Source organism: Ruegeria sp. BG8 (genome assembly GCF_056538325.1).
The window spans coordinates 24990-50681 of the sequence record NZ_JBQFSZ010000011.1; the positions used below are offsets into that span (position 1 = coordinate 24990).

21 protein-coding genes are annotated in these 25692 nt (G+C 54.0%); 10 read left to right on the forward strand and 11 right to left on the reverse strand.

Features of this window, described 5'->3' with window-relative positions:
* Positions 1-63 precede the first annotated feature (63 nt).
* From yghX to ACR0DG_RS18115, 4 genes are all read right to left on the reverse strand, one after another.
* On the reverse strand, positions 64-951 hold the full coding sequence (gene yghX, locus ACR0DG_RS18100; protein ID WP_480699765.1) for a YghX family hydrolase: 888 nt from the start codon (positions 949-951) through the stop codon (positions 64-66).
* Between the two features lie 170 nt (positions 952-1121).
* Positions 1122-2513, reverse strand: a complete 1392-nt coding sequence (locus ACR0DG_RS18105) for a hypothetical protein (protein WP_480699766.1) — start codon at positions 2511-2513, stop codon at positions 1122-1124.
* A 362-nt stretch (positions 2514-2875) separates the two neighbouring features.
* A complete protein-coding gene (locus ACR0DG_RS18110; protein WP_480699767.1) occupies positions 2876-4498 on the reverse strand; it encodes an FAD-binding oxidoreductase in 1623 nt (540 codons plus the stop codon).
* Between the two features lie 92 nt (positions 4499-4590).
* Complete coding sequence (locus ACR0DG_RS18115; RefSeq protein WP_480699768.1) at positions 4591-5211, reverse strand: glutathione S-transferase family protein; 621 nt, start codon at positions 5209-5211, stop codon at positions 4591-4593.
* Positions 5212-5328: 117 nt separating this feature from the next.
* Here ACR0DG_RS18115 and ACR0DG_RS18120 point away from each other — a divergent pair, with 117 nt between their 5' ends.
* The 5 genes from ACR0DG_RS18120 (at position 5329) to ACR0DG_RS18140 (ending at position 10457) form a co-directional block, all read left to right on the forward strand.
* Positions 5329-6228, forward strand: a complete 900-nt coding sequence (locus ACR0DG_RS18120; RefSeq protein ID WP_480699769.1) for a LysR family transcriptional regulator — start codon at positions 5329-5331, stop codon at positions 6226-6228.
* 305 nt (positions 6229-6533) lie between these two features.
* A complete protein-coding gene (locus ACR0DG_RS18125; RefSeq protein ID WP_480699770.1) occupies positions 6534-7952 on the forward strand; it encodes a circularly permuted type 2 ATP-grasp protein in 1419 nt (472 codons plus the stop codon).
* Position 7953: 1 nt separating this feature from the next.
* Positions 7954-8895 carry an alpha-E domain-containing protein gene (locus ACR0DG_RS18130; protein WP_480699771.1) on the forward strand — a complete coding sequence of 314 codons (942 nt, stop codon included), beginning with the start codon at positions 7954-7956 and terminating at the stop codon, positions 8893-8895.
* A 3-nt stretch (positions 8896-8898) separates the two neighbouring features.
* On the forward strand, positions 8899-9696 hold the full coding sequence (locus ACR0DG_RS18135) for a transglutaminase family protein (protein WP_480699772.1): 798 nt from the start codon (positions 8899-8901) through the stop codon (positions 9694-9696).
* Between the two features lie 11 nt (positions 9697-9707).
* Positions 9708-10457 carry a proteasome-type protease gene (locus ACR0DG_RS18140; protein WP_480699773.1) on the forward strand — a complete coding sequence of 250 codons (750 nt, stop codon included), beginning with the start codon at positions 9708-9710 and terminating at the stop codon, positions 10455-10457.
* Positions 10458-10501: 44 nt separating this feature from the next.
* Here the strand turns inward: ACR0DG_RS18140 and ACR0DG_RS18145 are convergent, their stop codons facing one another.
* The gene (locus ACR0DG_RS18145; RefSeq protein WP_480699774.1) at positions 10502-11419 is read right to left on the reverse strand and encodes a LysR substrate-binding domain-containing protein; all 918 of its coding nucleotides are present in this window, start codon (positions 11417-11419) and stop codon (positions 10502-10504) included.
* A gap of 75 nt (positions 11420-11494) precedes the next feature.
* On the opposite strand from ACR0DG_RS18145, the gene betC reads away from it, so the two are divergent.
* The 5 genes from betC to ACR0DG_RS18170 all read left to right on the forward strand — a co-directional run bounded on the left by betC (position 11495) and on the right by ACR0DG_RS18170 (position 17805).
* On the forward strand, positions 11495-13024 hold the full coding sequence (betC, locus tag ACR0DG_RS18150; protein ID WP_480699775.1) for a choline-sulfatase: 1530 nt from the start codon (positions 11495-11497) through the stop codon (positions 13022-13024).
* 219 nt (positions 13025-13243) lie between these two features.
* Positions 13244-14449 carry a YcaO-like family protein gene (locus ACR0DG_RS18155; RefSeq protein ID WP_480699776.1) on the forward strand — a complete coding sequence of 402 codons (1206 nt, stop codon included), beginning with the start codon at positions 13244-13246 and terminating at the stop codon, positions 14447-14449.
* The gene (locus tag ACR0DG_RS18160; protein WP_480699777.1) at positions 14446-15759 is read left to right on the forward strand and encodes a TfuA-like protein; all 1314 of its coding nucleotides are present in this window, start codon (positions 14446-14448) and stop codon (positions 15757-15759) included. The genes ACR0DG_RS18155 and ACR0DG_RS18160 overlap by 4 nt, the downstream gene beginning before the upstream one ends.
* A 31-nt stretch (positions 15760-15790) precedes the next feature.
* Positions 15791-17092 carry a gluzincin family metallopeptidase gene (locus ACR0DG_RS18165; protein WP_480699778.1) on the forward strand — a complete coding sequence of 434 codons (1302 nt, stop codon included), beginning with the start codon at positions 15791-15793 and terminating at the stop codon, positions 17090-17092.
* A 140-nt stretch (positions 17093-17232) separates the two neighbouring features.
* Positions 17233-17805, forward strand: coding sequence for a hypothetical protein (locus tag ACR0DG_RS18170; protein ID WP_480699779.1), 573 nt, complete (start codon positions 17233-17235; stop codon positions 17803-17805).
* A 52-nt stretch (positions 17806-17857) separates the two neighbouring features.
* Here the strand turns inward: ACR0DG_RS18170 and ACR0DG_RS18175 are convergent, their stop codons facing one another.
* From ACR0DG_RS18175 to ACR0DG_RS18200, 6 genes are all read right to left on the reverse strand, one after another.
* Positions 17858-19600: a tetratricopeptide repeat protein gene (locus tag ACR0DG_RS18175; protein ID WP_480699780.1), complete on the reverse strand. Its 1743-nt coding sequence runs from the start codon at positions 19598-19600 to the stop codon at positions 17858-17860.
* Positions 19601-19723: 123 nt separating this feature from the next.
* Entirely contained in the window at positions 19724-20326 is a 603-nt protein-coding gene (locus ACR0DG_RS18180; RefSeq protein WP_480707255.1) for a GNAT family N-acetyltransferase, read from the reverse strand.
* Between the two features lie 230 nt (positions 20327-20556).
* Positions 20557-21501 (reverse strand): substrate-binding domain-containing protein, encoded by a 945-nt coding sequence (locus tag ACR0DG_RS18185; protein WP_480699782.1) that lies wholly within the window; start codon positions 21499-21501, stop codon positions 20557-20559.
* Positions 21502-21545: 44 nt separating this feature from the next.
* The gene (locus ACR0DG_RS18190; protein ID WP_480699783.1) at positions 21546-22553 is read right to left on the reverse strand and encodes an ABC transporter permease; all 1008 of its coding nucleotides are present in this window, start codon (positions 22551-22553) and stop codon (positions 21546-21548) included.
* Positions 22550-24076, reverse strand: coding sequence for a sugar ABC transporter ATP-binding protein (locus ACR0DG_RS18195; protein WP_480699784.1), 1527 nt, complete (start codon positions 24074-24076; stop codon positions 22550-22552). Before ACR0DG_RS18195 ends, ACR0DG_RS18190 begins: the two co-directional genes overlap by 4 nt.
* A 41-nt stretch (positions 24077-24117) precedes the next feature.
* Positions 24118-25671 (reverse strand): UxaA family hydrolase, encoded by a 1554-nt coding sequence (locus ACR0DG_RS18200; RefSeq protein WP_480699785.1) that lies wholly within the window; start codon positions 25669-25671, stop codon positions 24118-24120.
* Positions 25672-25692 lie beyond the last annotated feature (21 nt).

The following is a 25692-nucleotide window of genomic DNA, read 5'->3' on the forward strand; positions in this document are numbered from 1 at the left end:
GCGTTCGCACCGCTTTTGCCGATAACCCGTTACAGAAGCGGTACTTTTGCTAAACTTAATTCGCTATTTCAAATAGGTGTTGAACCAGGCAATCGTCCGATCCCAAGCCAGATTTGCCATCTCTTCATCATAACGTGGCGTACTGTCATTGTGGAAACCGTGATTGGCGTTCTCGTAGATGTAAGCCTCGTAGATTTTGTCATTGGCCTGCAATGCGGCCTCGAACGCTGGCCAACCCGCGTTGATGCGATCGTCAAGCTCTCCCATTTGGATAAGCAGCGGAGCCTGGATTTTCGCAACATCCTCGGCTGCTGGCTGCCGTCCGTAGAAAGGTACACCTGCGGCCAGCTCCGGGTAGGCCACGGCAATCGCACTTACAACGCCACCGCCGTAACAGAAACCGACCGCGCCGACCTTGCCAGTGCTGTCTTCACGGTTCAGCAAGTATTCAAAACCGTTGAAGAAGTCGTTCATCAACTCGACCCGGTCCACCGTCTTTTGCAACTCGCGCCCGTCCGCGTCATTGCCGGGATACCCGCCCACTGATGTCAGCCCGTCAGGGGCCAACGCCATAAAGCCAGCTTTGGCCAATCTGCGCGCCACATCTTCGATATATGGGTTAAGTCCACGGTTTTCGTGGATCACAAGGACTGCCGGCAATGGATCATCCACCCCGGCCGGTCGGACAAGATAGCCCCGCACGTCGCCAGTTCCATTTGGCGAAGGATAGGTGATGTAGTCGGCGTGGATGTCAGGATCATTGAACGAGACCTGCTGCGCCATCGCATAGTTCGGGCTGAGCATATTCAGCAGCGCGACCGCCGTCACGCCGCCAACCGCAAATTTTCCGGCGCGATCCAGAAACTCTCGCTTGGTAATTTTTCCATGGGCGTAGAAATCATAAAGGTCCAACAATTCCTGGTCGAAGTCTTTGGCCGTCATTCGAGTCATAGCGGATCTCCTGATAAGACTGGTCTTTCAAATGCTGGGCTGCTGCCATCCGACTGATGGAACGCGATCCGTCGCAGAATTCGGCGTCGCATTGCATGGCGTATTATCTCACGGCAAAGCCTAAGTTTCGACCTCCCAGATTGGGAGGTCGAGTGGTTGATCAGTTCTGTTTAATTCACCGATGTCGGAAAACCGGCTTGTCCTTGGTTAACGTCGCCATAGTCAAAGTATTTGGCGTTGTTATTCTGGAATTCCCATGCGGCGTCCAACCAGCGGCGCACTGAAGTGTCGCCGTTTGCCTCGGCTTTTTCGGCCACCTTGTTTAACGCATCCGGCATTGCGGCGCGCAGCTCATCCAAAAGGCCTTGGGGCCATGTGAGGTGCTTAACTCCGGCCTGTTCCAGACGTTCGATCGCCTTGCCTTGAATGCTGAGCCGTTCTGCCTGCGTATCAAGAATGGCTGCCTTTGCCACGGCTTTGATCAATGTGCGTTCATGGGCTGGGACACTTTCCCAAAAGTCCTTGTTCACCACCAGCTCGACCGTCAGCGTTGGCTGATGCCACGACCCGGAATATTTGTAAGGCAGGCCGACATCAGAAAGGTTGGCTTCGGCGTCAGTTTTACCCTGCTGCCCGGATATGAGTTTCAGGAACTGAATGTCATCTGCGGGCATGTTCAGCTCGAACGCATCAATGTTTCCGTTCTGGAACATGGTGTGCGGGATCACACCCGGAGCGAAACCACCAAAGGTAAGGGCTTCGGGCTCGAACTGAATTGGATTGTCGGGGTTTGTTGCAGGATCACACACCGCCGATGCATCCTCGCACCGGGTCTGACGACCAATGTTCGGCGTCGTGACGCCCAGCTTGGCGCAAGCTTCGGTCATGACCGCAGCAGCAGAGTCAGGCCAGCGGACGATCATAGGAGTTTCACAGACTTTCAGCAGCGCGTCTGCGTTGCTGAGATTTGCATCTGTATCCGGGTCGGGCAACGGATTGGGAAAAAAGCCAGGGCCCTGAGCGGTCGTGATCGCGACCGGAATCGTGACGACATTTCCGTCGAAGGTTTCGTCGTAGATCTGCTGCTGAAGCTCTAAGCCACCACCATAGAACAGGAACGAGGCGTATTCGTCAGGCGCCATGCCAAATGGCAAACCGCCGGACAACATTTCACCGAACGCCAAACCGGATTCCGCCGGAATGGCCAAAGCGGCGTTGATACCACCCCCGTCAGCCCCAGCCGCAACTGCGTTATACAGGTTACCCATAGCCTTTCGGTCGATTAGCTGCGGTTTGACATTGTGTTCGTCAAAAGGATTGACTTTGCCCGAGGCGTGAACCTGAAAAGTGATCCCAAAAGGCTCCAGAATTTCATTCGCCTTCAAGACAAAGGCGTTTCCGGGCCCACCGATTGGGTGCGCCCCGCCCGGCGCGGCATCCGTGAATTGCAGCGGTGCATATCTTGATTGAACGTGGAACGTCGTTTCAGCAATAGACTGCGAGGCAAGTGCAGTCGTTGCGGCCGTTATCAGCGCAAGCGAATGGCTGGACTTCAGTTTCATAGTTTTCCTCCCGTTTTCGTAAACCTGAGCGTCCAACCATGAGTTTTCCTTCGGGTTTTGAGTTTGATTAGCTTCGATCAAACCCGAAACGATGACGCTGACAAAGCAGCGTCGCCGAAAGGCGTTCGCCTTCAAATGCAAGTCGCAATTCATCTGTTTCCCCACGTTGTTTCAACGAGGGACCAAGACAGCGAAGAAGGCTGAAGTTCTGGACAGGACTAAGGTATACTGCGGGTTGAATATCATTTTTTGAGTAATCGCTCAATCTTATTTTGAACGATCACTCAAAAATTTTTCACCGTCTTCTTGGCAACTCAGCCAAACGGCGTATGGACTGCGCGCAACTAACGAGCAGCTGTGTGTTAGCCAAAGGTTTCGTAGTGGATTTGGTTCCTGTCAAAGCCTGCGGCCTCTAACCCGGATCTCAGATCGGTGACGAACTCCATCGGGCCACACAACATGAAATCAGCGTCCACGCCAACCTCAAGGTCCAGCAGGTCCGCCGCGGAAATCCGACCTTGCATATCGAAGTCTTTGCCTTCCTGATCGGTACTTTCCGGCCTGCTGTAATAGACCTGCCGTCGCGCAGATTGCATGGTCGAGATCAGATGATCAACTTCATCCCGCATCGCATGGTAGTGGCCATTTCGCGCCCCGTGGACAAACCACACCGGGCGCGATGGGGTTTGCCGTGCGACTTCGTGCAACAAGGCAACCATGGGTGTCAGACCAACGCCCGCGCTCACCAATACCAGCGGGCCTTCACCAGTTGGGATCAGGAAATCACCCGCTGGCGGCCTCGCCTCCAATTCATCGCCGATGTCGACATTATCATGCAGGAAACGCGACGCGATGCCCTGATGTTCTCTTTTCACCGTGATGCGGTAATGGTCCTGAGCCATCGAGCCTGAAATAGAATATGATCGACGCACCTTGGTATCATGACCCGGAATATCAAGCGCGATAGGCAGATGCTGGCCCGCCTGGAAAGGCGAAACCAAGTTGCCATCGGCAGGCTTAAGGTGAAACGACACAATACCTTCGGCCTCTGGTTTTTTGTCCAGCACAACCAGTTTTTGCGTCGCCGCAGGCTCTGCCGTCCATCTAAGGGATAGCGCCCCGGGCCGGTCTATCACCGTATCTATCTCAACATCTATCATCCGCAGAACGCTTGGATCATCAACGTCCCGCGGTTCCCATTCTATCTGGGCTCGCCCGGTCAAATGCGTCAGCCCTCCGGTCTCGAAGTCGACAAACAGAAGCCCTATGCGCGGATCTTCCAGCAGGTTCCCAATCGTATTGAAGAAATTGTTGCCGGAATAATCCGGGATGCGCAGCCTGTTGGGGCTGACGACTTGAACAAATCCGCGCTCACCCCCCCTGTGTGAGGCATCAAACCCATCGGACCCATTCCTTTGTGCGCCATGCCGTCCTGATCCGATAAACAGGGTGTCCGCCGCACTAATGCGCGCGATCTGAGACGCGTCGAGACGTGAAGACGTTGTCGCCTGGATGGCTTCTGTTTGTTCAACGCGCCACCAATCCCGTTCGTTGATGTATTGCGGGCAATTTCCAAAAGACTGACGGATGTCGATCGCAAACCCGGTATCGGTTGGTCGTGTCCTGCCACTCAGACGATTGCGCCGTCGCGTGGCCAGTTCGATACCGATCATACCGATATCTGCACCATTGCTTATACTTTTCGCCAACGGGTCCTGCGGATCAACCCAGGTATTGACGCTAAGTGTCCGTGCATCGGGCGACTGCACGAAACCGTCTGGGCCTTCGACGATTGTCGCCCAGACACGGCCCTCGGCGTCGCTAGATGCTGCGACCAGAAACGGTTGATCCTGATAGAATTTGCGATGCTGATCAGGCATGTAGTCCCGAATGTAGGACGCAGCCCAACTTGAGATGTCACCGACACCTGCACGTTGCTGCGCCGCCAGTTCACCGCTGTGAAAAGGAGTAACTGCGTCCGACATCAAGATTTCCCTTTGATAGAGTTTCAAGGCCGGAATGCGGAGTTTTCAGTTCAGCTTACCGCCTGAAAAACCCGCCTTCCGGTCCAGAGAAATTAAGCGACAAGACCCGCGGCAGTTGCTGGCATAGGCTCGAACCCATCCAAGGCTTCAAACCTTGCAATCCACGCGCGGACGTTCGGATAGGGCTCAAGCGAGACGTTCCCCTCGGGTGCGTGTGCCGTATAGGAATAGGCGGCAACGTCTGCGATGGTCGGGCGGTCTCCGACCAACCACTCGCGATCCTGCAATCCTTGCTCGAGCTTTTGCATCGCTTTGGCGGCGGTCGCGGCAGCGAAGTCCGGGTTCAGAGGCGCGCCAAAAACCGTGATCAAGCGCGCAGCACACGAGCCAAATGCAATCTCGCCAGCAGCCAGAGTGAGCCACCGCTGCACATCGGCTTCGCCAACGGCGTCGGCGGGCATCCAGTCCGGTGCATATTTCCGCGCTAGATACACCAGAATGGCATTGGAGTCCGACACAACCACATCGCCATCCTCCAGTACCGGTACCTGCCCATTGGGGTTCAGGGCCAGAAATTCAGGCGTTTTATGCGCTCCTGCAGCCAAATCCACAAAAACGGCTTCATGATCGATCCCGGCCAGCTTGGCAAAGACCAGCGCGCGATGCGCATGGCCGGACTTTGGGAAATGGTGGATACGTACTGCGTTAGCCATTCTGGGGCTCCTGTCATCTAAGGAAATTGTGGGTTCCAGCCACAGATACCCCTTGCACCTTCGAATGATAATTGCGACTTTTAGTGGATCATTAAGCCCTGAAAGGGCGCAATCGCCATGGATAAAATTGACCGAATGCGCGCGTTTGCTCTGGTCGCAAAAAGCGCGTCTTTCACCCTGGCCGCCCAGCGGATGGGCCGGTCGGCGCGTCTGGTCAGCAAATATGTCGCCGATCTGGAGGACGCACTGGGTGTGCAACTGTTGAATAGGACCACACGCAGCGTCTCATTAACCGATGCAGGCGCGACCTATCTGGCGATGTGCGAGCCGTTGCTTGATGGGTTCGATGAAATGGAAGAGACGGTTCGCAACGCGCAGACGTCTTTACGGGGTGTCATCCGGATATCAGCGCCCACAGGTTTTGGGACCCTTCGGCTTGCCCCGTCTCTGGCCGCATTTGCGATGAAACATCCCGAAGTGGAAATCGACCTCAACCTATCGGACCGTCGGGTGTCTATCATCGAAGAAGGTCTGGACCTTGCTATCCGCATAGGCCCTCTGCGCGACAGTTCTCTCAAGGCGCGTCAACTTGGACGTATGCCGTTGGTTGTCTGTGCGTCGCCTGATTATCTGGAACGCGTTGGCGCGCCGACCCATCCCAAACACCTGGCTGAGCACGAATGCATTCTGGACGGAAATATGAGCGATCCAGCGATATGGAAGTTTGATCTGAAGGGTCACGAAACAGTCGTTCAAGTACGCGGGCGTATTCAGGCCAACGCACCGGCGGCTTCTGCGCGACTGGCTACAACCGGCGTCGCCATTGCAAGATGCCCCGCCTACACCGTCGCCGACGCAATTCGGTCAGGTGAGTTGGTGGAGCTTTTTGCCGAACACCGCCTGACCTCTTACGTTGTCATCGCCTTGTTTCCCCAAAACCGACGCCTCACAACCCGAGTGCGCGCATTGATCGACCACCTTGCCTGCGACGAAGCGATCTCAAACGCTGGAATGTAGGGGGTTATACAAACAAAGTTGGGTAAGACGGCTTGTCAAAAAGACATATCTCCAACACCAATAGACGACAGATAGCTATGTAAACCATCGGCAAACGCAACGAATCGCAGGTTCAAACTATCATCAAAGACCACGCCAATTCGGATTACACTAAGCTTGGCGCCCCAAACTAAAACACGTAATCGAAAACCCAATTCGAAGGCTTAGTGCCAATTTGCCTTAAAAATAGTCGTATCTATGCAGACGATTGGCGATCGCGGTCACGCCCTCTTGCAAACTAAAGCCTGTTCGCCAAAAATTTTGGCATGAGCGACTATTTTGATGAGATGTTTGGCGACAACGGATCACTCCGTGATCCTTACGAAGAAATCGGCCGTTGGTTCAATGCGGAAGACGCAGCGCGATTAAGGGCCAAACAACGAGAAGCCGAAGAAGTTTTCAGACTGACCGGGATTACCTTCAACGTATACGGCAAGGCCGAGGCCGAAGAGCGGTTGATCCCCTTTGATATCGTCCCGCGCATTATTTCCGGCAGAGAATGGCAACGGCTAGAGCGTGGCATCGAACAACGTGTTCGCGCGATCAATGCCTTTTTGCACGATATTTATCATCGTCAGGAAATTGTCCGAGCCGGGCGCGTTCCAGCAGAGATGATCGCCGGGAACGAAGCGTTCCTGCCGCAGATGCTTGGCGTTTCACCGCCCGGTCAGGTCTATACGCACATCGTAGGAATTGATCTGGTGCGTACGGGACCCGACGAGTTTTTCGTATTGGAGGACAATGCCCGCACCCCGTCTGGCGTCAGTTACATGCTGGAAAATCGGGAAACCATGCTGAAAATGTTCCCCGAACTTTTCAGCGCGACAAATGTGCGGAATGTATCAGACTATCCAAAGAACCTGAGGCGTTCGCTCGCGGCCTGCGCGCCCAGCTGCGCCGAGGGCGAGCCGACAGTCGCGATACTGACGCCGGGCATCTATAACTCGGCCTATTACGAGCACGCATTTCTCGCGGATCAAATGGCAGTAGAACTGGTCGAAGGCCATGACCTGCGGGTTGTCGATGGGCGGGTCTGCATGCGCACAACGCGGGGTTATCGACCCATTGATGTATTGTACCGGCGCGTTGATGACGACTTTTTAGATCCGTTGAACTTTAATCCAGATAGCGCGCTTGGTGTTCCAGGTATCCTGGATGTCTATCGGGCGGGGGGCATTACCATCGCAAATGCACCCGGTACCGGAATTGCTGATGACAAAGCGGTTTACTCATACATGCCCGAAATCGTCGAGTTCTATACGGGCGAGAAACCGCTTCTGAAGAATGTACCAACATGGCGGTGCAGTGATCCGGAGTCACTGGCCTACGTTCTGGATAATCTGACCGAGCTTGTCGTGAAAGAAGTGCACGGCTCGGGTGGTTACGGCATGCTGATTGGCCCGGCAGCCAGCAAGAAGGAACTGGCCTCTTTCCGCAACAAGCTCAAGGCGCGACCGGGGAACTATATTGCGCAACCGACGTTGTCTTTGTCGACGGTTCCCATTTTTGCACGTTCCGGTCTGGCACCCAGACATGTTGACCTGAGGCCGTTTGTTCTGGTGTCCCCTGAGGGCGTCAATATTACACCCGGCGGTCTGACGCGCGTTGCGCTGAAGAAAGGATCATTGGTCGTGAACTCCAGCCAAGGTGGCGGGACGAAAGACACTTGGGTTCTGGAGGACTGATATGCTGGGAAAAACGGCGGGCGGCTTGTTCTGGATGTCCCGGTATCTGGAACGCGCGGAAAACACGGCAAGACTGCTAGAGACCGGACAAAGGATGGCTCTGACCCGCACCCACAATTCTGTCGAGGAATGGGGATCAGTGCTGAAAACTGCCGGTGTTCTGGATGGCTATGTCGCCAAATACGGGGAAATCACCAAGGAAAACGCAGTAGACTGGGTGTTGCGGGATATCGAAAACCCGTCGTCCATCAAGTCGGTCATCAAGCAGGCACGGGACAATGCCCGCCTTGTAAGGACTGCGTTGACCCATGATGTCTGGAGCGCGGTCAACAGCACCTGGATGCAGGTGGACTCGGCCATGAAACGCCGTGTGAACGAACGCGACTTGCCCGGCATGCTGGAGCTTATCCGTCAACAGACCGCCTTGGTCCGTGGTGCGGTTTTAGGCACCATGCTGCGGAACGATATGTTTGACTTTATGCGTATCGGCAATTTCATTGAGCGCGCCGACAACACCGGACGGATATTGGACGTCAAATACTATGTCCTGCTGCCTACCGCGTTCTCGGTCGGCTCTTCGTTGGATAACATCCAGTGGGAGAGTATTTTGCGATCCGTTGGTGCCGGCGGCGGGTACCGGATGACACACGGTCAAAAGACGTCGCCCTCTGATATTGCTGAGTTCCTGATCCTGGATCAGCGCATGCCCCGCAGCCTTCATTTCTGTTGTCGCAAGATTCAGGAAAACCTGTCTTACCTTAAGAAAGACTACGGCTTTGCAGGCCCATCGTGCGAGGCATCCAGCCTTCTTTATAAGAAGTACCTGGAACAGCAGATCCCCGATATCTTCGACTTTGGCTTGCACGAGTACATTGAGGAATTCCTCAATGATCTTGGCGATTTGAGTCGACAGATCGAAGTCGACTACAGGTTTTACGAGTAACCAATGAAATTGCATATCAAACATCAAACGCGATACGACTTCGACGCTCCGGTCCCTTTTGGTTTGCTTCAACTTCGAAAGACGCCCAAGTCCTTTCGCAACCAAAACGTGGAAAGCTGGACAACCGAAGTAACCGGTGGGCGCAAAGAGCTAAGCTATGAGGACTATCACCGGAACAAGGTCGAGCTGATCAGCTTTGACGTAAACACCCAAAGTGTGTCGCTGATATCCGAGGGTATTGTCGAGATCACCGATGTGCATGGTGTATTGGGACGTCATGAAGGTTCGACTCCATTGTGGCTTTTCAAACGGGACACAGATCAAACGAAACCCGGCAAGGGCGTGGCTGATCTGGTCCGGTCATTGCCCGATGGTGAATCGCTGGAGCAAATGCATGCGTTGTCCAAAGCCATCCGGGACTGCGTGCGCTATGAGATCGGCAGTTCGCAACCCGATTGGTCTGCAGAAGACGCAATTGAGGCCGGTCGCGGCGTTTGTCAGGACCATGCTCATATCTTCATCACCTGTGCCCGCAAGCTTGGTTTACCTGCACGCTATGTCTCGGGCTACTTGATGATGAATGAGACAGAGCTGCAGGATGCAACGCATGCCTGGGCCGAGGTCCATCTGGACAGTCTCGGTTGGGTTGGCTTTGACGTCTCGAACGGCATTTCCCCTGATGACCGGTATGTTCGTGTTGCAACCGGTCTGGACTATTCGCAAGCAGCCCCGGTAATAGGAAACAGAATTGGGGCAGCGGGCGAGCAATTGTCGGTAGAGTTGCGGGTCGCACAGCAGTAACGGAGACTTCAATGACCTATGCTGTGGGCATGCGCCTGAAAAGCGGGCTGGTTTTTATGTCTGACACACGTACGAACGCGGGTGTCGACAACGTTTCGACGTTCAACAAGATGTTCAATTGGACGGTCGAGGGTGAAAGATCGCTAACCTTGCTCACAGCGGGCAATCTGGCCACCACGCAGGCAACGATCAGCCTGCTGGAAGAACGCACGAAAGTGCCCGAGGAACGATCCCCTTCGATCCTCGAAGCGCCCACGATGTTTCAGGTTGCACAGTTGGTGGCGGAAACGCTGAACAGCGTGATCGAACAGCATTCAAGATCAGGCCAGCAAGCCGACAGCGCCTTTCACGCGACACTTGTTCTAGGCGGGCAGATCAAGGGCGGCCCATCGCGCCTGTTCCTGATCTACCCCGAAGGCAATTTCATAGAAGCAGGCGCTGAAACCCCGTTTTTCCAGATCGGAGAAACAAAATACGGCCGCCCAATCCTTGTCCGCGCATATGACCCGGAGATGAGCTTTGCCGAAACTGTGAAACTGTTGATGGTTAGTTTCGACTCGACCATCAAAGCGAACTTGTCCGTGGGCGCACCGCTCGATCTGTTGCTTTATACCGAAGACAGCCTCGAGGCCGGCACCCGCTCGAGGTTTGAAGCAGATGATGAGTATTTCCGAACAATTTCAGAGGGCTGGGGCGACGCGCTTAAATCTGCCCTGTCCAAGCTACCGGAATACGTTCCGGCAAATACGCAAGAGAATTAATTGTTATTCTCGATCCTTAAGACTTTCGTTCTTTAAACGGAAACTCAGGGGGTTTTGGCAGCACCACATATCCAGTTGAAAACGTCCAATTGTAAGCCTTGTGTATCCGGTTTGCGTTCAATCACATATGGGCGTGTGCTTTTAGCGGAAACCGGATAAGCCTGCACGAGGTCGTTGCTTTGTAAATATTGCGAAACAAACTCCAGTGGTGACAGGAACAACCCGTTACCTTCAAGGCACGCCTGACACCCCAGCATATAGTTACCTACGCTGATTCCGATTTGTTGCTTTTGCGCGGGCGCGTTCATTTCTTGGTACCAAAGGCGCCAATCGAAAAACTCTGGACCCGAACCTATAGCCATTGAGATATGCGGTGCTGATTGTAGCTGGTCCAAAGTATCAAACGGGCCGTTTTTCGCATAAAACGCGGGGGAACAAACGACCGCAACGTCTTCAGTAAACAGGACCTGGCGGTTCGATGACACAATACTTGTATCGCTGTACTCAACCATCAAATCCCAATCTCCGCGGTTTACGTTCGCCGGGAAGTGCGCAGTCGTGATCTGAAGATCGAGCCCCGGAAAATCCTCTTGCAAGCGCGCCAAGCGCGGCAACAGCCAGTAGGTGGAAAAGGCGAAATCAGTCGCCAGACGCACCCGGTTCTTGTTTGGGGGCTCCAGCAAAGAATGAAACCTAGACTCGATTTCGCGCATGTGCGGAGCGCAAAAGGAAAACAACTGTTGCCCACTGCTGGTCAGTTCAACGCCCTTGTTTCGACGCTGAAACAATGAAACGCCAAGCGCCCCCTCAAGAGATGAGGTTTTCTGGCTGATCGTAGGCTGCGTCATACCCAAAGCTTTGGCGGCGGCGGTGAAACTTCCGGTCCGGGCAGTGACAATAAAGACGTATAGTCCACTCAGTTGGGAATGAATTTTGCCATAGGAAAAAGAGCTATCAGACATTGCGAAAGCCTATATTTACAGAGTTGGCGCGGAGGGTATCATAAGAAAAACACCCAGCAATTTCAGGAATAACTCATGACGCAGCAAGGGCCAAACATCGTTCTGATCATGGCGGATCAATTGGCGCCGCATTTTACGGGTGCTTACGGCCACCCACTGGTTAAGACGCCTCATATGGATGCTCTTGCCGCTAGCGGCACCTTGTTTGAATCAGCCTACTGTAACTCTCCGCTATGCGCGCCATCGCGATTTAGTTTCATGTCCGGCCAACTGGTGACGCGGATTGCGGCCTACGACAACGCCAGCGAATTTCACGCCTCGGTTCCGACATTTGCGCATTACCTGCGGGCAATGGGGTACAGAACCTGTTTGGCCGGAAAGATGCACTTTGTCGGGCCAGATCAATTGCACGGATTTGAAGACCGTCCCGTCACAGATATCTATCCTGCAGATTTTGCCTGGACGCCGGATTGGGAGCTGCCGGATGAGCGGATCGATGCGTGGTACGCCAATATGGACGTCGTGCGCGAAGCGGGAATTGCCGCGACGACTTATCAGCATGATTACGATGATGAGGTCGGGTTTTATGCGCGGCGTCAGATCTTTGACTATGTGCGTGACGGGGATGCACCGTTTTGCCTGGTGGCCAGTTTCATCCACCCACATGATCCATATGTCGCGCGCCAGGAATTCTGGGATCTTTATGATCACGCGCAGATCGACATGCCGTTGAACCCCATGACCCGCGATCAACAGGACCCTTTTTCACAGCGTATTATGGACGGAATTGAAGCCAGCATCGTGGAGCCCACCGAGGAAGAGCTGCGAAACACGCGGCATGCCTACTATGCCAATGTTTCCTATTTCGACAGCAAGGTCGGGGAGCTGGTAAAAACCCTGGAAGAAGCGGGCGTGTTGGATGAGACCGTGATCATCGTGACGGCCGATCATGGGGAAATGTTGGGTGAAAGAAGTCTTTGGACCAAAATGAATTGGTTCGAACGCTCGGCCCGGGTGCCTTTGATCATGTCTGGCCCGCGCGTTCGGCAGGGTCGTGTGCGTAACAACTGTTCTTTGCTGGATATCCTGCCGACCATGTTGGATATCGCCAGCAGCAATGGTGCAGAGCAACCTGTTTTGGGCCAACCTATTGACGGGCGATCGTTGTTTCCGGCGGCTCAGGGACGGCATGATGACGTTGACGAGGCGATCGGCGAATATTGTGCCGAGCTTACATCTCACCCGGTCTTCATGATACGGCGAGGTGAATTCAAATTCATCTATTGCGAGATCGACCCTCCGATCCTTTTTGACATCTCCAAAGACCCGGAAGAACTGAACAACCTGGCAACTGATCCGGCCTATGCCGAAACGGTTTCAACCTTTACAGCCGAAGCCCAAGACAGGTGGGATAGTGAAACAATCCGCCAGCACGTCATCAAAACGCAAAAGCAACGCCGGGCTGTTTATGACGCTATAAACCATGGGCGCCTGACTTCGTGGGATTTCAACCCGCCTCGGGATGCCAGTCAGGAATATGTTCGCAACCATAAACTCTGGACAGATGTCGCTGAAAAAACGCGGATTCCGAGGTGGTCCAAATAATCAGGCTTCGTCCGGATGACTCATGCAAACGACCAACTGTGTGGGTTCAGGACTGACTCCTGGCATTCTCAGGTCTTGATCGCGATACCCTGTTAACCCGTTCCTTGACGGGAAATGTCATTCGATCTGTTGACCCAGCGAAATACATCCACCATCCTGAAATCTATTGATTTCTGATTTTCTTAATGCGTTCGCGTTTTTTTGGTTAAGGTCAGTCGCATGTCAGTTGATACGCAAAAACGATATGTGCTTGATACGCACCGCGCGCGTGATCCTGAGCAGACTCTGAAGCTGGTCAAACCCTATCTAAAAGAAATGGGCATCACCCGAATTGCCAATCTGACCGGATTGGACCGTATTGGGTTACCGACCGTTATGGTGTCGCGACCGAACTCTCGCTCAGTGGCGGTTTCCCTTGGCAAAGGCCTGTCACTCAGCGCGGCGCGGACCTCGGGGGTGATGGAGGCTATAGAAAGCTGGCACGCAGAACGCGTGCACCTGCCGCAACGCCTTGCCCGCTATACCGATCTTGTGACGAACGCGAATGTAGTTGACGTATCTTCTCTGCCGCGCGTGACCCGCGGACGTTTTGAACCCAACCGCAACATGTTGTGGGTGCAAGGCTGGGACTTATGCGCCGAACAAGAGTGTTGGGTTCCGTTGGAGATGGTAGACACCGACTATACGGGCGCGCCCGATGGTGGACAGGGCGCATTTCCAAGAACAACTAATGGCTTGGCATCTGGCAACAACACTGCCGAAGCCGCTTGCCACGCCATCTGTGAACTGATTGAGCGCGATGCGACGACCCTGTGGCATCACAAGCCGGGTGAGATGCGTGTAAACCCGGGGACAATCGAAGATGATCGTTGCCAACAGGCCATCCAGTTGATCGAAGCGGCGGGCTTGGATTACGGAATATGGAACACGACTTCGGATATCGGGATTGCCAGTTTTCGCTGTGTCATTACCGAAGCTGCGGGAAAGACGGGTCATATCGGAATTGGTGACGGGTGCCATCCTGACCGGGCGATCGCTTTGTTGCGTGCCGTAACTGAAGCTGCACAAACGCGTCTGACCTATATATCCGGGGCGCGGGATGATCTTGATCCATCCGAATTCACGACGCAGGCGCAAACCGAACGGTGCCGATACATACAAGACCAGATTACCAACGCGCCTGCAGATGAAAATTTCGGCGATTGTCCCACATTTTCTACCGGGTCTTTCGAAGAAGATGTCGACCTGCTTTTGGACAGGTTGCAGGCTGTTGGTTTGCAGCAAGTGGTCGTATTGGATCTTTCGCGACAAGACTATGATATCGCGGTCGTGCGTGCCGTAGTTCCGGGGTTAGAGGCTCCGCATGACGACCCCGATTATGTCCCGGGTCAGCGGGCCAGGATGCTTGTGGAAGAACGTTCATGAGCGTCATCATTTTTGCAGGTCCGACTATAAAACCAGAGGCGATCTCTGAGGTTTTGGACGCTCGTATTCTGCCGCCTGTCCGGCAAGGTGATGTGTATCGCGTAACCAAGGATCGCCCCGATGCGATCGGTATTATTGATGGGTATTTCGAAGGTGTGCCATCCGTTTGGCACAAAGAAATCCTATGGGCGATGGAACAAGGTATACCGGTCTTTGGCAGCGCCAGTATGGGTGCCCTCAGGGCGTCGGAACTTGCGGATTTTGGCATGATCGGCGTGGGCCAGATATTCGAGGACTACTATTCCGGTGTTCTGCAAGACGATGATGAAGTTGCCGTACTTCACAGCCCGGCTGAGCTTGGGTTCCAACCCTTGAGTGTGCCAATGGTTTCCGTGCGTGCGACCGTCGCACAGGCGGTCGCCGCAGGTATCCTGAGCGCACAATACACGACGGATGTTCTGACAACGGCCAAGTCAATTCATTATCGCCAGCGAACTTGGACGGAAATCAGCAATGCTCTGACAAATGCCGACAGTTTAAGTACCTTTTGGGATTGGCTGCCCATTGGAGAGGTGGATGCAAAGGCTGATGACGCAAAAGCGATGTTGCAGGTTATGTCGGAACACCTGTCCAGCCCCGCCCTGCCCCACGAAACGCCGGAGCCTATGGAACGTACTTTGGTCTGGAAAGCTTTGCGTGAACGGATTGATGACCAAGGCACCGGAAATACCGCGATCACAAACGAACTTCGTTTGAACCCAGATCTTTTTTCGACATTGCGTGAGCGCGCGATGTTGACCTTGTTGGCACGGGAAGAAGCGACCAGGCGCAATATGACGCCCGACCGCGACGCCGTCTTGCACCAGATGTCACGCCATCGGAGCCACCACGATCTGCCGCGCCAAGCAGATCTGATGATGTGGCTGAAAGCGAATGATCTGAATCTTGAGCAATATGAGGCGATGCTAACAGATGCGGCACGTCTGGATGCGACCATTTCCGCGCGCAGTAATCGTTTGGACGAAATCCTGATGTCCGAGCTACGACGCACAGGACGATACGAGGAATTTAGGAACCGCGCCCTGGAAAAGGCAGATATGACCGCGCCATTCGACCGAAATGTGGGTGCGAACCGTCTGAATATGGTAGTGTGGTATTTTGAAACCCACCTCAATCGGGATGTCCCGGATGATCTGGATGCTTATGCGGTTTCTCTTGGATTGCCCGAACGCGAGGCGTTGTATGATTTGATAGAAGTGGAATTTTTGTATTGTCAGAATAATGCCGGGATACAGACATCCGGCACGTGACGAAAACTTAAACAGACCGGGAGCGCGCTTTATGGACCTACCCGTGGACAGTGAACATGAAGAACCGGGAACGCGATTTTTGTTGTTCCCTCAATCGCCTTTTCTCGAACCGGACGCTCAATTGGAACTGGTCGAGATTTCTGCGCCCCAAGGCAGTATCGGACCCGGGCCATCGGGTCCGCGTATGTACACCGTTAACCCTGTGGGTAAGACGACACCCTACGGCGCAATTGTTCCGGGACCCAATGGCCCGGGTATGTATCTGCCGCCCTGGAACGGATATATTCAACCGCCTGCAATGCCGGACGAGTTTGGGAACTTCATCCATATCGACCCAAGCGACCCCGCGTTTGAAGCAGCCCATTTGTTCGGATCGGCCCATTTCACGATGGATGTCTGGCAAGGATATTTTGACCGACCAATCCCATGGCATTTCGCGCGCGATTTTGAACGACTAGAACTCTCATTGCTTCCCAGCCTCGATAACGCCCATATCGGTTGGGGTTTTCTTGAAACCGGGGGCACGCATGATCACGGGAATGAGTATCGCCCCTATAGCCTGAATTTCGATGTTGTCGCGCATGAGATCGGCCACGCGATAATCTACAGTGTGATTGGGATGCCGTCGGACGGTGATGCCTCGGGCGAATATTATGGGTTCCATGAATCTGCAGCGGACTTGGTCGCATTGCTCGCTTCATTGCATTTTGGATCCGTGGTTGAGACGCTACTCACAAACACCCGAGGTAACCTGTACACGTTCAACCGCTTGAACCGATTTGCCGAGCTTTCGGAAAACGCACAAATCAGAACCGCGGCGAATAACCGTTCTTTGGCCGAATTCGCAGCTGGGTGGTCCAGTGAACACGCTTTGTCCGAACCGTTAACGGGCGCGATGTTCGACATTTTTGTCGATATTTACCACGAGCGTCTGCTGATGCATGGGCTCATAACCCCCGAAGAAGAAGACTTGTCAGATCAGCTTGAGGACTCGGCGGATTATAGCGACGTCATGCAGGGAATTTTTGACCAACGATACGCGGAAAACCCCGACGGTTTTCGCATAGCACTGCTGGAAGCACGCGACTATCTTGGCACCTATTTAGCAGATGCATGGAGCCTGCTAGACGCGGACATGCTCAGCTATTTCGGCGTTGAAAAAGCGCTGCTGACAGTTGATCAGGAAATCACGGGCGGCGCTTTCCAACGCATCATCGAAGGGAACTTTCGGATGCGCGATATTGGTCTGACGACGGCCGGCCCGCGCCTGCCAGACCCGGACGAAGACAGCCATGCCAACTCTGTTCGCACCCAGGTGCCAGAGGAAAGCTGAGGAAATTCTTTTTTTTCAAACAAGTTTATGGCATTTATGAATGGGGTGATTTTTTTGGATTTTTTGACTCGTGCTTTTTGCGGGTCTGGACAAAGGGCGAGAGAGATTAACTGTCAAACCCGCAATTGGGAGATGAGTTTATGGCGGAGACATTACTCAGTTTTTCAGAAGTGTTGATTTACGGACGCGTTTTGGAGGATCTTGCATATTCGACGAAAGATCAAAAAACCAAAGGCAACAATAAGCATCTCAAAGACCAGTTTGCGGCTGCAGGCAGCGACAAGGTTAAATTCGCTAAGATTTACGGCTTTGCCTACGAAGGAACATATTACGACCTTCCCGAGCCTACCATTTTTCTTGTGCACGGCGATGGAACGCCGGTTGCCGAAGCGGGCACGCCGCCAGACCAACGGGCCAGATCTCCGCAGAACCCGTCTGTTGGTGGGGTAGCTGCTGCTGACTATCAGGTCGCTGATGGCATCATGGTCTGGAATTATGACAAGGCGGATCAGACCATGCGCATGGATGTCATGACCGGTCAGTTCGAACAAGTCTTGCTGGACATCTATTTCGGCTTTGACAGCCCTGCAATCAGTGGTGCCAAAGTATCAGGCGCCAAGGTGAGTGGAGCAAAAGTCAGCGGCGCGAAGGTATCAGGTGCCAAGGTCAGCGGCGCAAAAGTAAGTGGTGCCAAAGTACGCGGCGGCGACTAATCAGCGACCACAATCAAACAAAAAGGGCGCGTAGATCGCGCCTTTTTTCGTTTTAGAAGCCGGCTTTCTTCAACCCTTCGACGAAGTGTTGTGTGTCATCTTCCAACCGGTCTGGCAGGACTTTCGCCCACCGCGACAAAGAAAAGTTGGGATGCGCTTCGCGGTGCTTATCCGCAATCAGACGTGCCATGTCCATGTTGCCCAATTGAGCGTGGCTGGCGGCCAGCATGCGTTGACCTTCCGTCGGGTTGTTCATCTTGTTTACGGTTTCAATGACGTCCTCATATCGCCTGAGGTTGTAATACGCCCCGCCAAGGTGCCACAGATATTGATCCGGGAAATAAGGGTTCAGACGCATAGCCTGTTGCAGGTGCGTAATAGCTGTTTCATTGTCCCCCGAATGCGCCAATGCGTCGGCGTAATCCGAATGCATGTCGGCATCGTTCGGGTTTAGCGCCAAAGCACGCTGATAGGACTGGATCGCGGCGTCATGTTCTTTGCGATACAAGTGGACATAACCCAACTCCCCAAACCCGCGCGCGTCGGTGGGATCCAATTCGATCGCCCGCTGTGCAAAGGTTAGCGCTTGTTCCAACGCGCCACCGGGATCTTCGGTCCAGGAATAACGCCAGTCGATATTCAAGGTTCGCGATAGTGCCGCCGCGGCACGGGCATAGCCACCGTCCCGATCAAGCGCGGTTTGATAGAAATTCTGGGCCTTGCGATTGTCGTTTCGCGTGTATTTGAAGATGTGATGCTGACCCTGCAGGACCGAACCATAAGCCTCAAGGTCTGAGGGTATGGCTTGAATCATACGTTGTTTTTCGTGCGACTCGATCATCACGGCGGTTGCGGCAACGATGCATTCGGTCACCTCATCCAGAATATCGAAAATGTCGTCGATATTGCGATCAAACCGTTCCGCCCAAATTGTGCGTTCGGTATTTGCATCAATCAGCTCGGTCGAAATCCGAATGCGGCTGGCCGAACGACGTACGTTCCCACGGGCGATATAGCGCACGTTTAGACATTCTGCGGCCTGTTTCGGCGGCATCGACTGAGCCTTGAAAAAGAACGAAGAGTTCCGGGCGATGATAAACAGGTTCCGGAACTTGGACAGATTCATGATGATGTCGTCTGTCAAACCTTCGGCAATCCAACTGTCGGATTCGTCCCCACCCTGGCTGCCAAATGGCAGCACCGCGACCGAGGGGGTATCGGGCCGTTCCAATACATCACCCGGCGTTTCGGGCCGCATCGTACCGGCCATCGTTGCGCCTGCGACTTCGCTGCGAACGCAATAGGTCGAAACCGGGTTCAGGATATTCTTAAGTTGCTTTGATCCAAGAAACTCGTACCCGTACCGCAGCCTGTTGCAGACCTGATCATAGACCGCAGAACTGACGTAAACGCGTTCAGGTTCGGCTATCTCTTGCAGCCTTGCAGCAATGTTGACGTTGTCGCCGTGAATCCCCCGATCGTCGATCAGGATTTCGCCAAGGTGAACGCCCGCGCGAAACTTGATTCGCTTATCAGCATCCCCGCCTTCATTGTGCTGGCTCGCAATCCTGTGCAGTTCCACACCAAATTCGACTGCGGCGGTGGCTGTTTCGAACAAAGCAAGAATGCCATCTCCCCGAACTTCGACGACCCTGCCCTGGTACTTTGCGCAAGATACCTCTAACTGAGCCAGTAATGATTTCAAGGCGTTATAGGTGTCCATCTCATTCTCGCTCATCAAGCGGGAATAGCCGACGACATCGGCAAACAGGACTGCGCCTAACTTTTGAGTCATCGGGAAATTAGAACTGGTCGTGTTCACAGGCAGTACTCGTTTCATAGGCGCCAGATGGCCCCAGTGGTCAGCATAACGCAAAAATTAAATTTTACGACTTCTGGTGAATTTGTCGGCATACCGTTACGTGTCTGGTGCCTGAGGTGGCCATGACCACCCTCCCGATGCCGTTGTCCCAAACGTGACAACCATATCCGACGAAAGCTCTGCCGCTAACGTAGCCCTGTGCTTAAACCAATCGTCTTTTAGGACACCAACAACCATCATATCGTGGAATTGGCCATCCGCGAACCAAGCCTGACGCATTGTGCCTTCGACCTTGCAGCCAATCCGTGCAACCAGATCGCGGCTGCTGAGGTTGTCTGCCCTGTAGTAAGACGTCAGTCGGTTTAAGCCTAATTGCCGGAATGCAAAATCAACCACCATGGCAGTCGCCCTGATGCCGACGCCAAGTCGACGTGCTGATTTATGCATGAATAGCGCAACAATGGCGTCCCGGTTGATGTTGGATATTGCGTCAAGCCCGGCCAAGCCCAAAACCTGACCTTCGCTGGATTCTACAACAAACCAGCATTTGCAGCCGCAGCCATCTGAAGTGAACGCGTCTTTCCAACTGTCTTCGGTCTGGAGTTGGTTTAGCGGAACCCGAGATGTCCGATCAAATAAGGCTAGGTCCTCGACGTCTTGAAACCAAGGCGTCAAGGTTTCCAAATCCGCCTTTTCCATCGGGCGCAATCGATATGCGCTTTTGATGTTGTTCGTCACAGAAAAATAAACCTTTTAATAAATTCATAATATCTCTGAATGAACACTAGCACAAAGTTTACGCATTTACGAAGTATCAATCCGATTGCCTATGTGGCTCGGCAAACTCTGGCGCGATTTTCGTTTTATAGGACCTCCAAACAAAAACCGGCCCGCCCGAGGGCGGACCGGCAAAGCGTGAGTGGTTAGGTTTAGTCGTACAGAACCGCAGAGATCTTCGGATCGTCGATGTTGGATGCATCATAGTAGAAGAATCCCGTGTCGATCAGCGCGGGTACTTCTTCGCCCTTCATCGCAGCGACGGCTGCTTTGACGGTTTCGTAACCAATGCCAACGGGGTTCTGAGTGATCGCGCCGGCCATCAGCCCGCTTTTGATCGCGTCCTTCTGGGCCTTGCCGCTGTCATAACCAATGATGACCAGACCTTCTGTACCCAATTCCTGGACACCGTTAACAACACCGATGGCCGAGCCTTCGTTGGTGCCAAAGATGCCGTTCAGATCCGGGTTTGCGGTCAGAATGGCTTTGGTGACTTCGGTCGACTTCAGGTGGTCGCCTTGACCGTACTGAACGGTGACGACTTCGATGTCCGGATACTTCTCGGCGATGCGGTTAACAAAACCATCACGGCGGTCGATACCTGTACGGCTGGTTTGGTCATGTGCAACAACGGCGACTTTGCCTTTGCCGCCAAGCTTTTCAGCCATTTTGTCAGCAGCCAGACCAGCCGCAGCCAGGTTGTCGGTGGTCGCGGTCGAGACCGGGATGTCACTGTCTACGCCACTGTCGAAGGCGATGATCGGAATACCCTTTTCGTTGGCCTGCCTCAGCAGCGGGATCGCGGCCTGGCTGTCCAGTGCGGCGAAACCGATGGCTTTGGGATTGTTAGCCAAAGCAGCAGCCAGCATGTCGATCTGGCGGTCAACCATGGTCTCGTTGTCCGGGCCTTCGAATGTGATTGTGACGTCAAATTCGTCTGCTGCTTGTTCAGCACCCGATTTTACGGCCTGCCAGAACTGGTGCTGGAAACCTTTCGATACCAGCGGGATGTAGATTTCTTCAGCCGAGGCCATCGAGGCCGGTGCTGCAAGAGTGGCTGCGCTCAGCGCCCCCAGAATGAAACGACGTGAAAACATGATTTTCTCCTCCAGTTGGTCGTTTTGTCGTTGGTTTTAGTTGTTCAGCCTGACTTTTTCTTACGTGCCATGTCGGCATAGACAGCCAGGATAATGATTGCCCCGGTAACAACGGTTTGCCATTCCTGCGCCACGGACAAGACCCGCAGTCCGTTTGTCAGGACGGCCATGATCAGCGCTCCGATCAACGTACCCAGAATGGTGCCGCGGCCACCGGCCAAAGATGTACCACCGATCACAACAGCGGCGATGGCTTCAAGTTCATATCCCAAACCCAGTGCTGGTTGGGCCGAGTTCAGCCGCGATGCGATCAGGATGCCGCCGATACCACAAATGCCACCGGCCAGAGCGTAGATGCGCATTTTCCACATGTCGGTATTCACACCCGACAAACGCACGGCTTCTTCGTTGGATCCCAGCGCAAAGGTGTAACGCCCCAGAACCGTGCGACCCAGAATATAGGATGCTGCAATTGCCACAAGGAACAGTATCAGTACCCCGTTCGGGATCGGCAATGCCGGAAAGATCTCTCCGATCAATGAGCCGCGCGAAATCTGATCGAACCCGGGGGTGTCATTGAAATAGATCGGTCTTGTGCCGGAAATCACCAGCGACAGGCCTTTCAGGATCAACATCATTCCCAATGTCGCGATAAAGGGTGGGATTTTCATTTTGGCGACAAATGTACCCGAGCACAGACCGCAGAACGCACCCGCTGCAATCGCAGCGGCAACGCCCAGCAGCAGCGGCATACCAAGATACGTGAGTACAACACCTGCAATTACAGCGCAGAAGGTCATCAATGTGCCGACCGACAGGTCGATGCCGCCAGTAATGATGACCAAAGTTGCGGCGACCGCCAGTACTCCGTTAACCGAAGTGGCCTGCAAGATCGCGATCATGTTCGACGTTTGCATGAAGTTCGGTGAGGCAATCGAGAAACCGATCAACAGGGCGATCAGGCTGGCGAATGCCAGCAGCTTTTGGTACGCCCCGCTTTCCGACAGACCCGCGAGTGGCTTTTTCTTTTCGATGTCTGTTGCTGTGGTCATTGCATTGCCCCTGTAACCTGCATGGCCGCCGCGCGTTGGGTCGCCAAGTGCATGATGTCTTCCTGAGTGGTATCTTTTCCGCCGGGCAGAATGCCGGTCAGCCGACCCTCGCACATCACGGCGATGCGGTGGCTAAGGCGCATGATTTCCGGCAATTCCGACGAGATCACGATGATCGTCTTGCCCTGCTCGGCCAGATCTTCGAGTAGTTTGTAAATCTCGGATTTGGCACCAACGTCGATGCCGCGTGTTGGTTCGTCAAAAATCAGTATATCGCAGTCACGCAGCAGCCATTTGGCAATGACTACTTTTTGCTGGTTGCCCCCCGACAAGAGGCGTACTTCCTGAACATCTGACGGTGTCCGGATCCCTAACTGGGCGATGTATCCTTTGGCTGTCTGGCTAATTTCGCTGTCGCTGAGGACCCCACCAGTTCCGGTAAACAAGTCCATGGATGCCAATGCGATGTTGTCTCGCACATTCATTCCGGTTGCGAGGCCGAAATGCTTGCGGTCCTCGGACAAATAACCAATGCCCGCCTGCACTGCATCAGTCGGCGATTTGATGGAAACGGGTTTTCCATGTACGCGAATTTCGCCGCTGTCTTTCGGGTCAGCCCCAAAGATAGCTCGGGCGACTTCGGTCCGCCCGGCCCCCATTAGCCCGGCAAAACCCAAAATCTCGCCCTTTTGGACCGAAAAGCTGACGTCCTTGATGTCTTTGCCACGATTGAGGCCCTTAATTTCCAGCGAAACCTCGGCATCACCCAGATCTGGCACATCCAGTGGCTCTTCGTTGACTTCGCGACCGACCATCATGGCAATGATTTGGCTAATCGGTGTTTCAGCCGCGCCAACAGTGCCCACATATTCGCCATCACGCATCACGGTGACTCGGTCAGCGATCTGTTTAAGCTCATCCATTTTATGGCTGATATACACAATCCCGACGCCTTCGGACTTGAGCCTGCGGATGATAACAAACAGCTCGGCAATCTCTGCGTCGTTCAAGGCGGCGGTGGGTTCGTCCATCACCAGAACTTTGGAGCGGTACGACAAGGCCTTGGCGATCTCGACCATTTGCTGTTTGGCGATTGTCAGGCTGCCGACCAGCGCCTTTGGGTCCAGATTCAGGTTCATCGATGAAAAGATTTCGGCCGTTTGCGCGTTCAGAGCACCCTCATCCAGCCGACCGAAGCTTTTGCGGGGTTCGCGACCGATGAAGATATTCTGAGCAACCGTCAGGTCGTTCATCAGGCTCAATTCCTGATGAATGATGCCAATGCCAAGGTCCTGAGCTTCACGCGGTGTGGTCGGGCTGGCCGTTGTGCCTTCTATCTGCAGATCACCGCCGTCACGCTGGTAAATCCCTGAAAGGATCTTCATGAGCGTACTTTTCCCGGCCCCGTTCTCGCCCATCAAGGCGTGAACTTCACCCGAGAACAGATCGAACTGCACCGACTTCAGCGCGTGCACACCGGGGAAATACTTTTCAATCCCCGTCATTTCGACCAGTTTAGTCATTTCTCCTCCCAACGCCCCTTATCCCCTTGGGTTTGCGTGCATTACATTACTGCGCCGATTTGCCAGGGCACGAACTCGACGCCCCCAAAGCCCAGTTCCTCGCTTTTGGTTTTTTCGCCCGAAGCCACGCGGATCAGAATTTCGAACAATTCTTCGCCTTTGGCTTCGATGCTTACACCGTCGGTGACGATGTCGCCGCAATTCAGATCCATATCGTCGGCCATGCGTGCATACATTTCGGTATTTGTCGCCAACTTGACGCAAGGCGTCGGCTGATAGCCTGAGACTGAGCCACGCCCAGTCGTGAAGACAATGATATTTGCACCCGAGGCCACCTGCCCCGTGACCGAACACGGATCGAAGCCTGGGCTGTCCATAAAGACAAAGCCCTTTTTGTCGACAACCTCACCAAATTTGTAGACGTCCCGCATTGGTGCGGTACCGCCCTTGGCTACAGCACCCAGGGATTTTTCGAGGATGGTTGTGAGCCCACCGCGTTTGTTGCCGGGGCTGGGATTGTTGTCCATCTCGCCGCCGTTACGCTCGGTATAGTCCTCCCACCAGTGGATGTGATCGATCAGTTTCTGACCGACATCCGGGGTCTCTGCACGGCGTGTCAAAAGATGTTCGGCGCCATAAACCTCTGATGTTTCCGACAGGATGGTGGTCCCGCCGTGTCGCACCAAAAGGTCCGAGGCATAGCCCAAAGCAGGGTTGGCCGTGATACCGGAATAGCCGTCCGACCCGCCACATTGCATGCCAACCGTAATCTCGCTTATCGGCGCAGGTTCTCTTTTGACCTGATTGGCTAGTTCTGCGATGCCCTTTACCTCTTCAAGGCCACGCTCAATCGTTCTGCGCGTGCCGCCTTCATTCTGGATGGTCATGTACCGCAGCGCCCCGTCCTTGCGGATCGGACGTCCACCGACCAAGTCAGCGACCTGCATGACTTCGCAGCCCAGACCTATCAGCAAAATACCCGCAAAATTGGGGTGCTGGGCATACCCGGCCAAAGTGCGAAAGAGTGTGGCGTAACCTTCGTCACTGCCCGACATCCCACAACCGGTGCCGTGAACGATCGGGACGATTCCATCAACATTCGGGTAAGCGTCCAGCATGCCGGATTTCTCGGCAGCCTCGGCAATGAAGCGTGCGACAGAGCCAGAACAATTGACCGTGGTCAGAATGCCAATGTAGTTGCGTGTTCCCACCTTTCCGTCTGCTCTGTGAAAGCCTTGAAAGGTTCTTGTGGACTCAACTTTGGGCAGCGGGCTGTTTGCGCTGGCATGCGCATAGTCCTGTTGATGCTCGCCCATACCCAGATTGTGCACGTGAACATGCTCTCCGGGTGCGATGTCTGATTTGGCCTGGCCTATGATTTGGCCGTAACGAATAACGTTCTCGCCTGCTGCAATATTCTTTGTCGCAATTTTGTGCCCACGAACGATTGAACCGGTCAACGGAACAGGCACGCCAGAGGGCTGATCACCCGCCTGCAGCTCCTTCAACGCGATAACAACATTGTCATCGGGATTCAGCTTTACCGTATCGCGAGTCGCGGCCGGAGGGGTCTTTGTTTCTTGATCTGCTTGCATCGTTTTCCCGCTTGCTTGCGC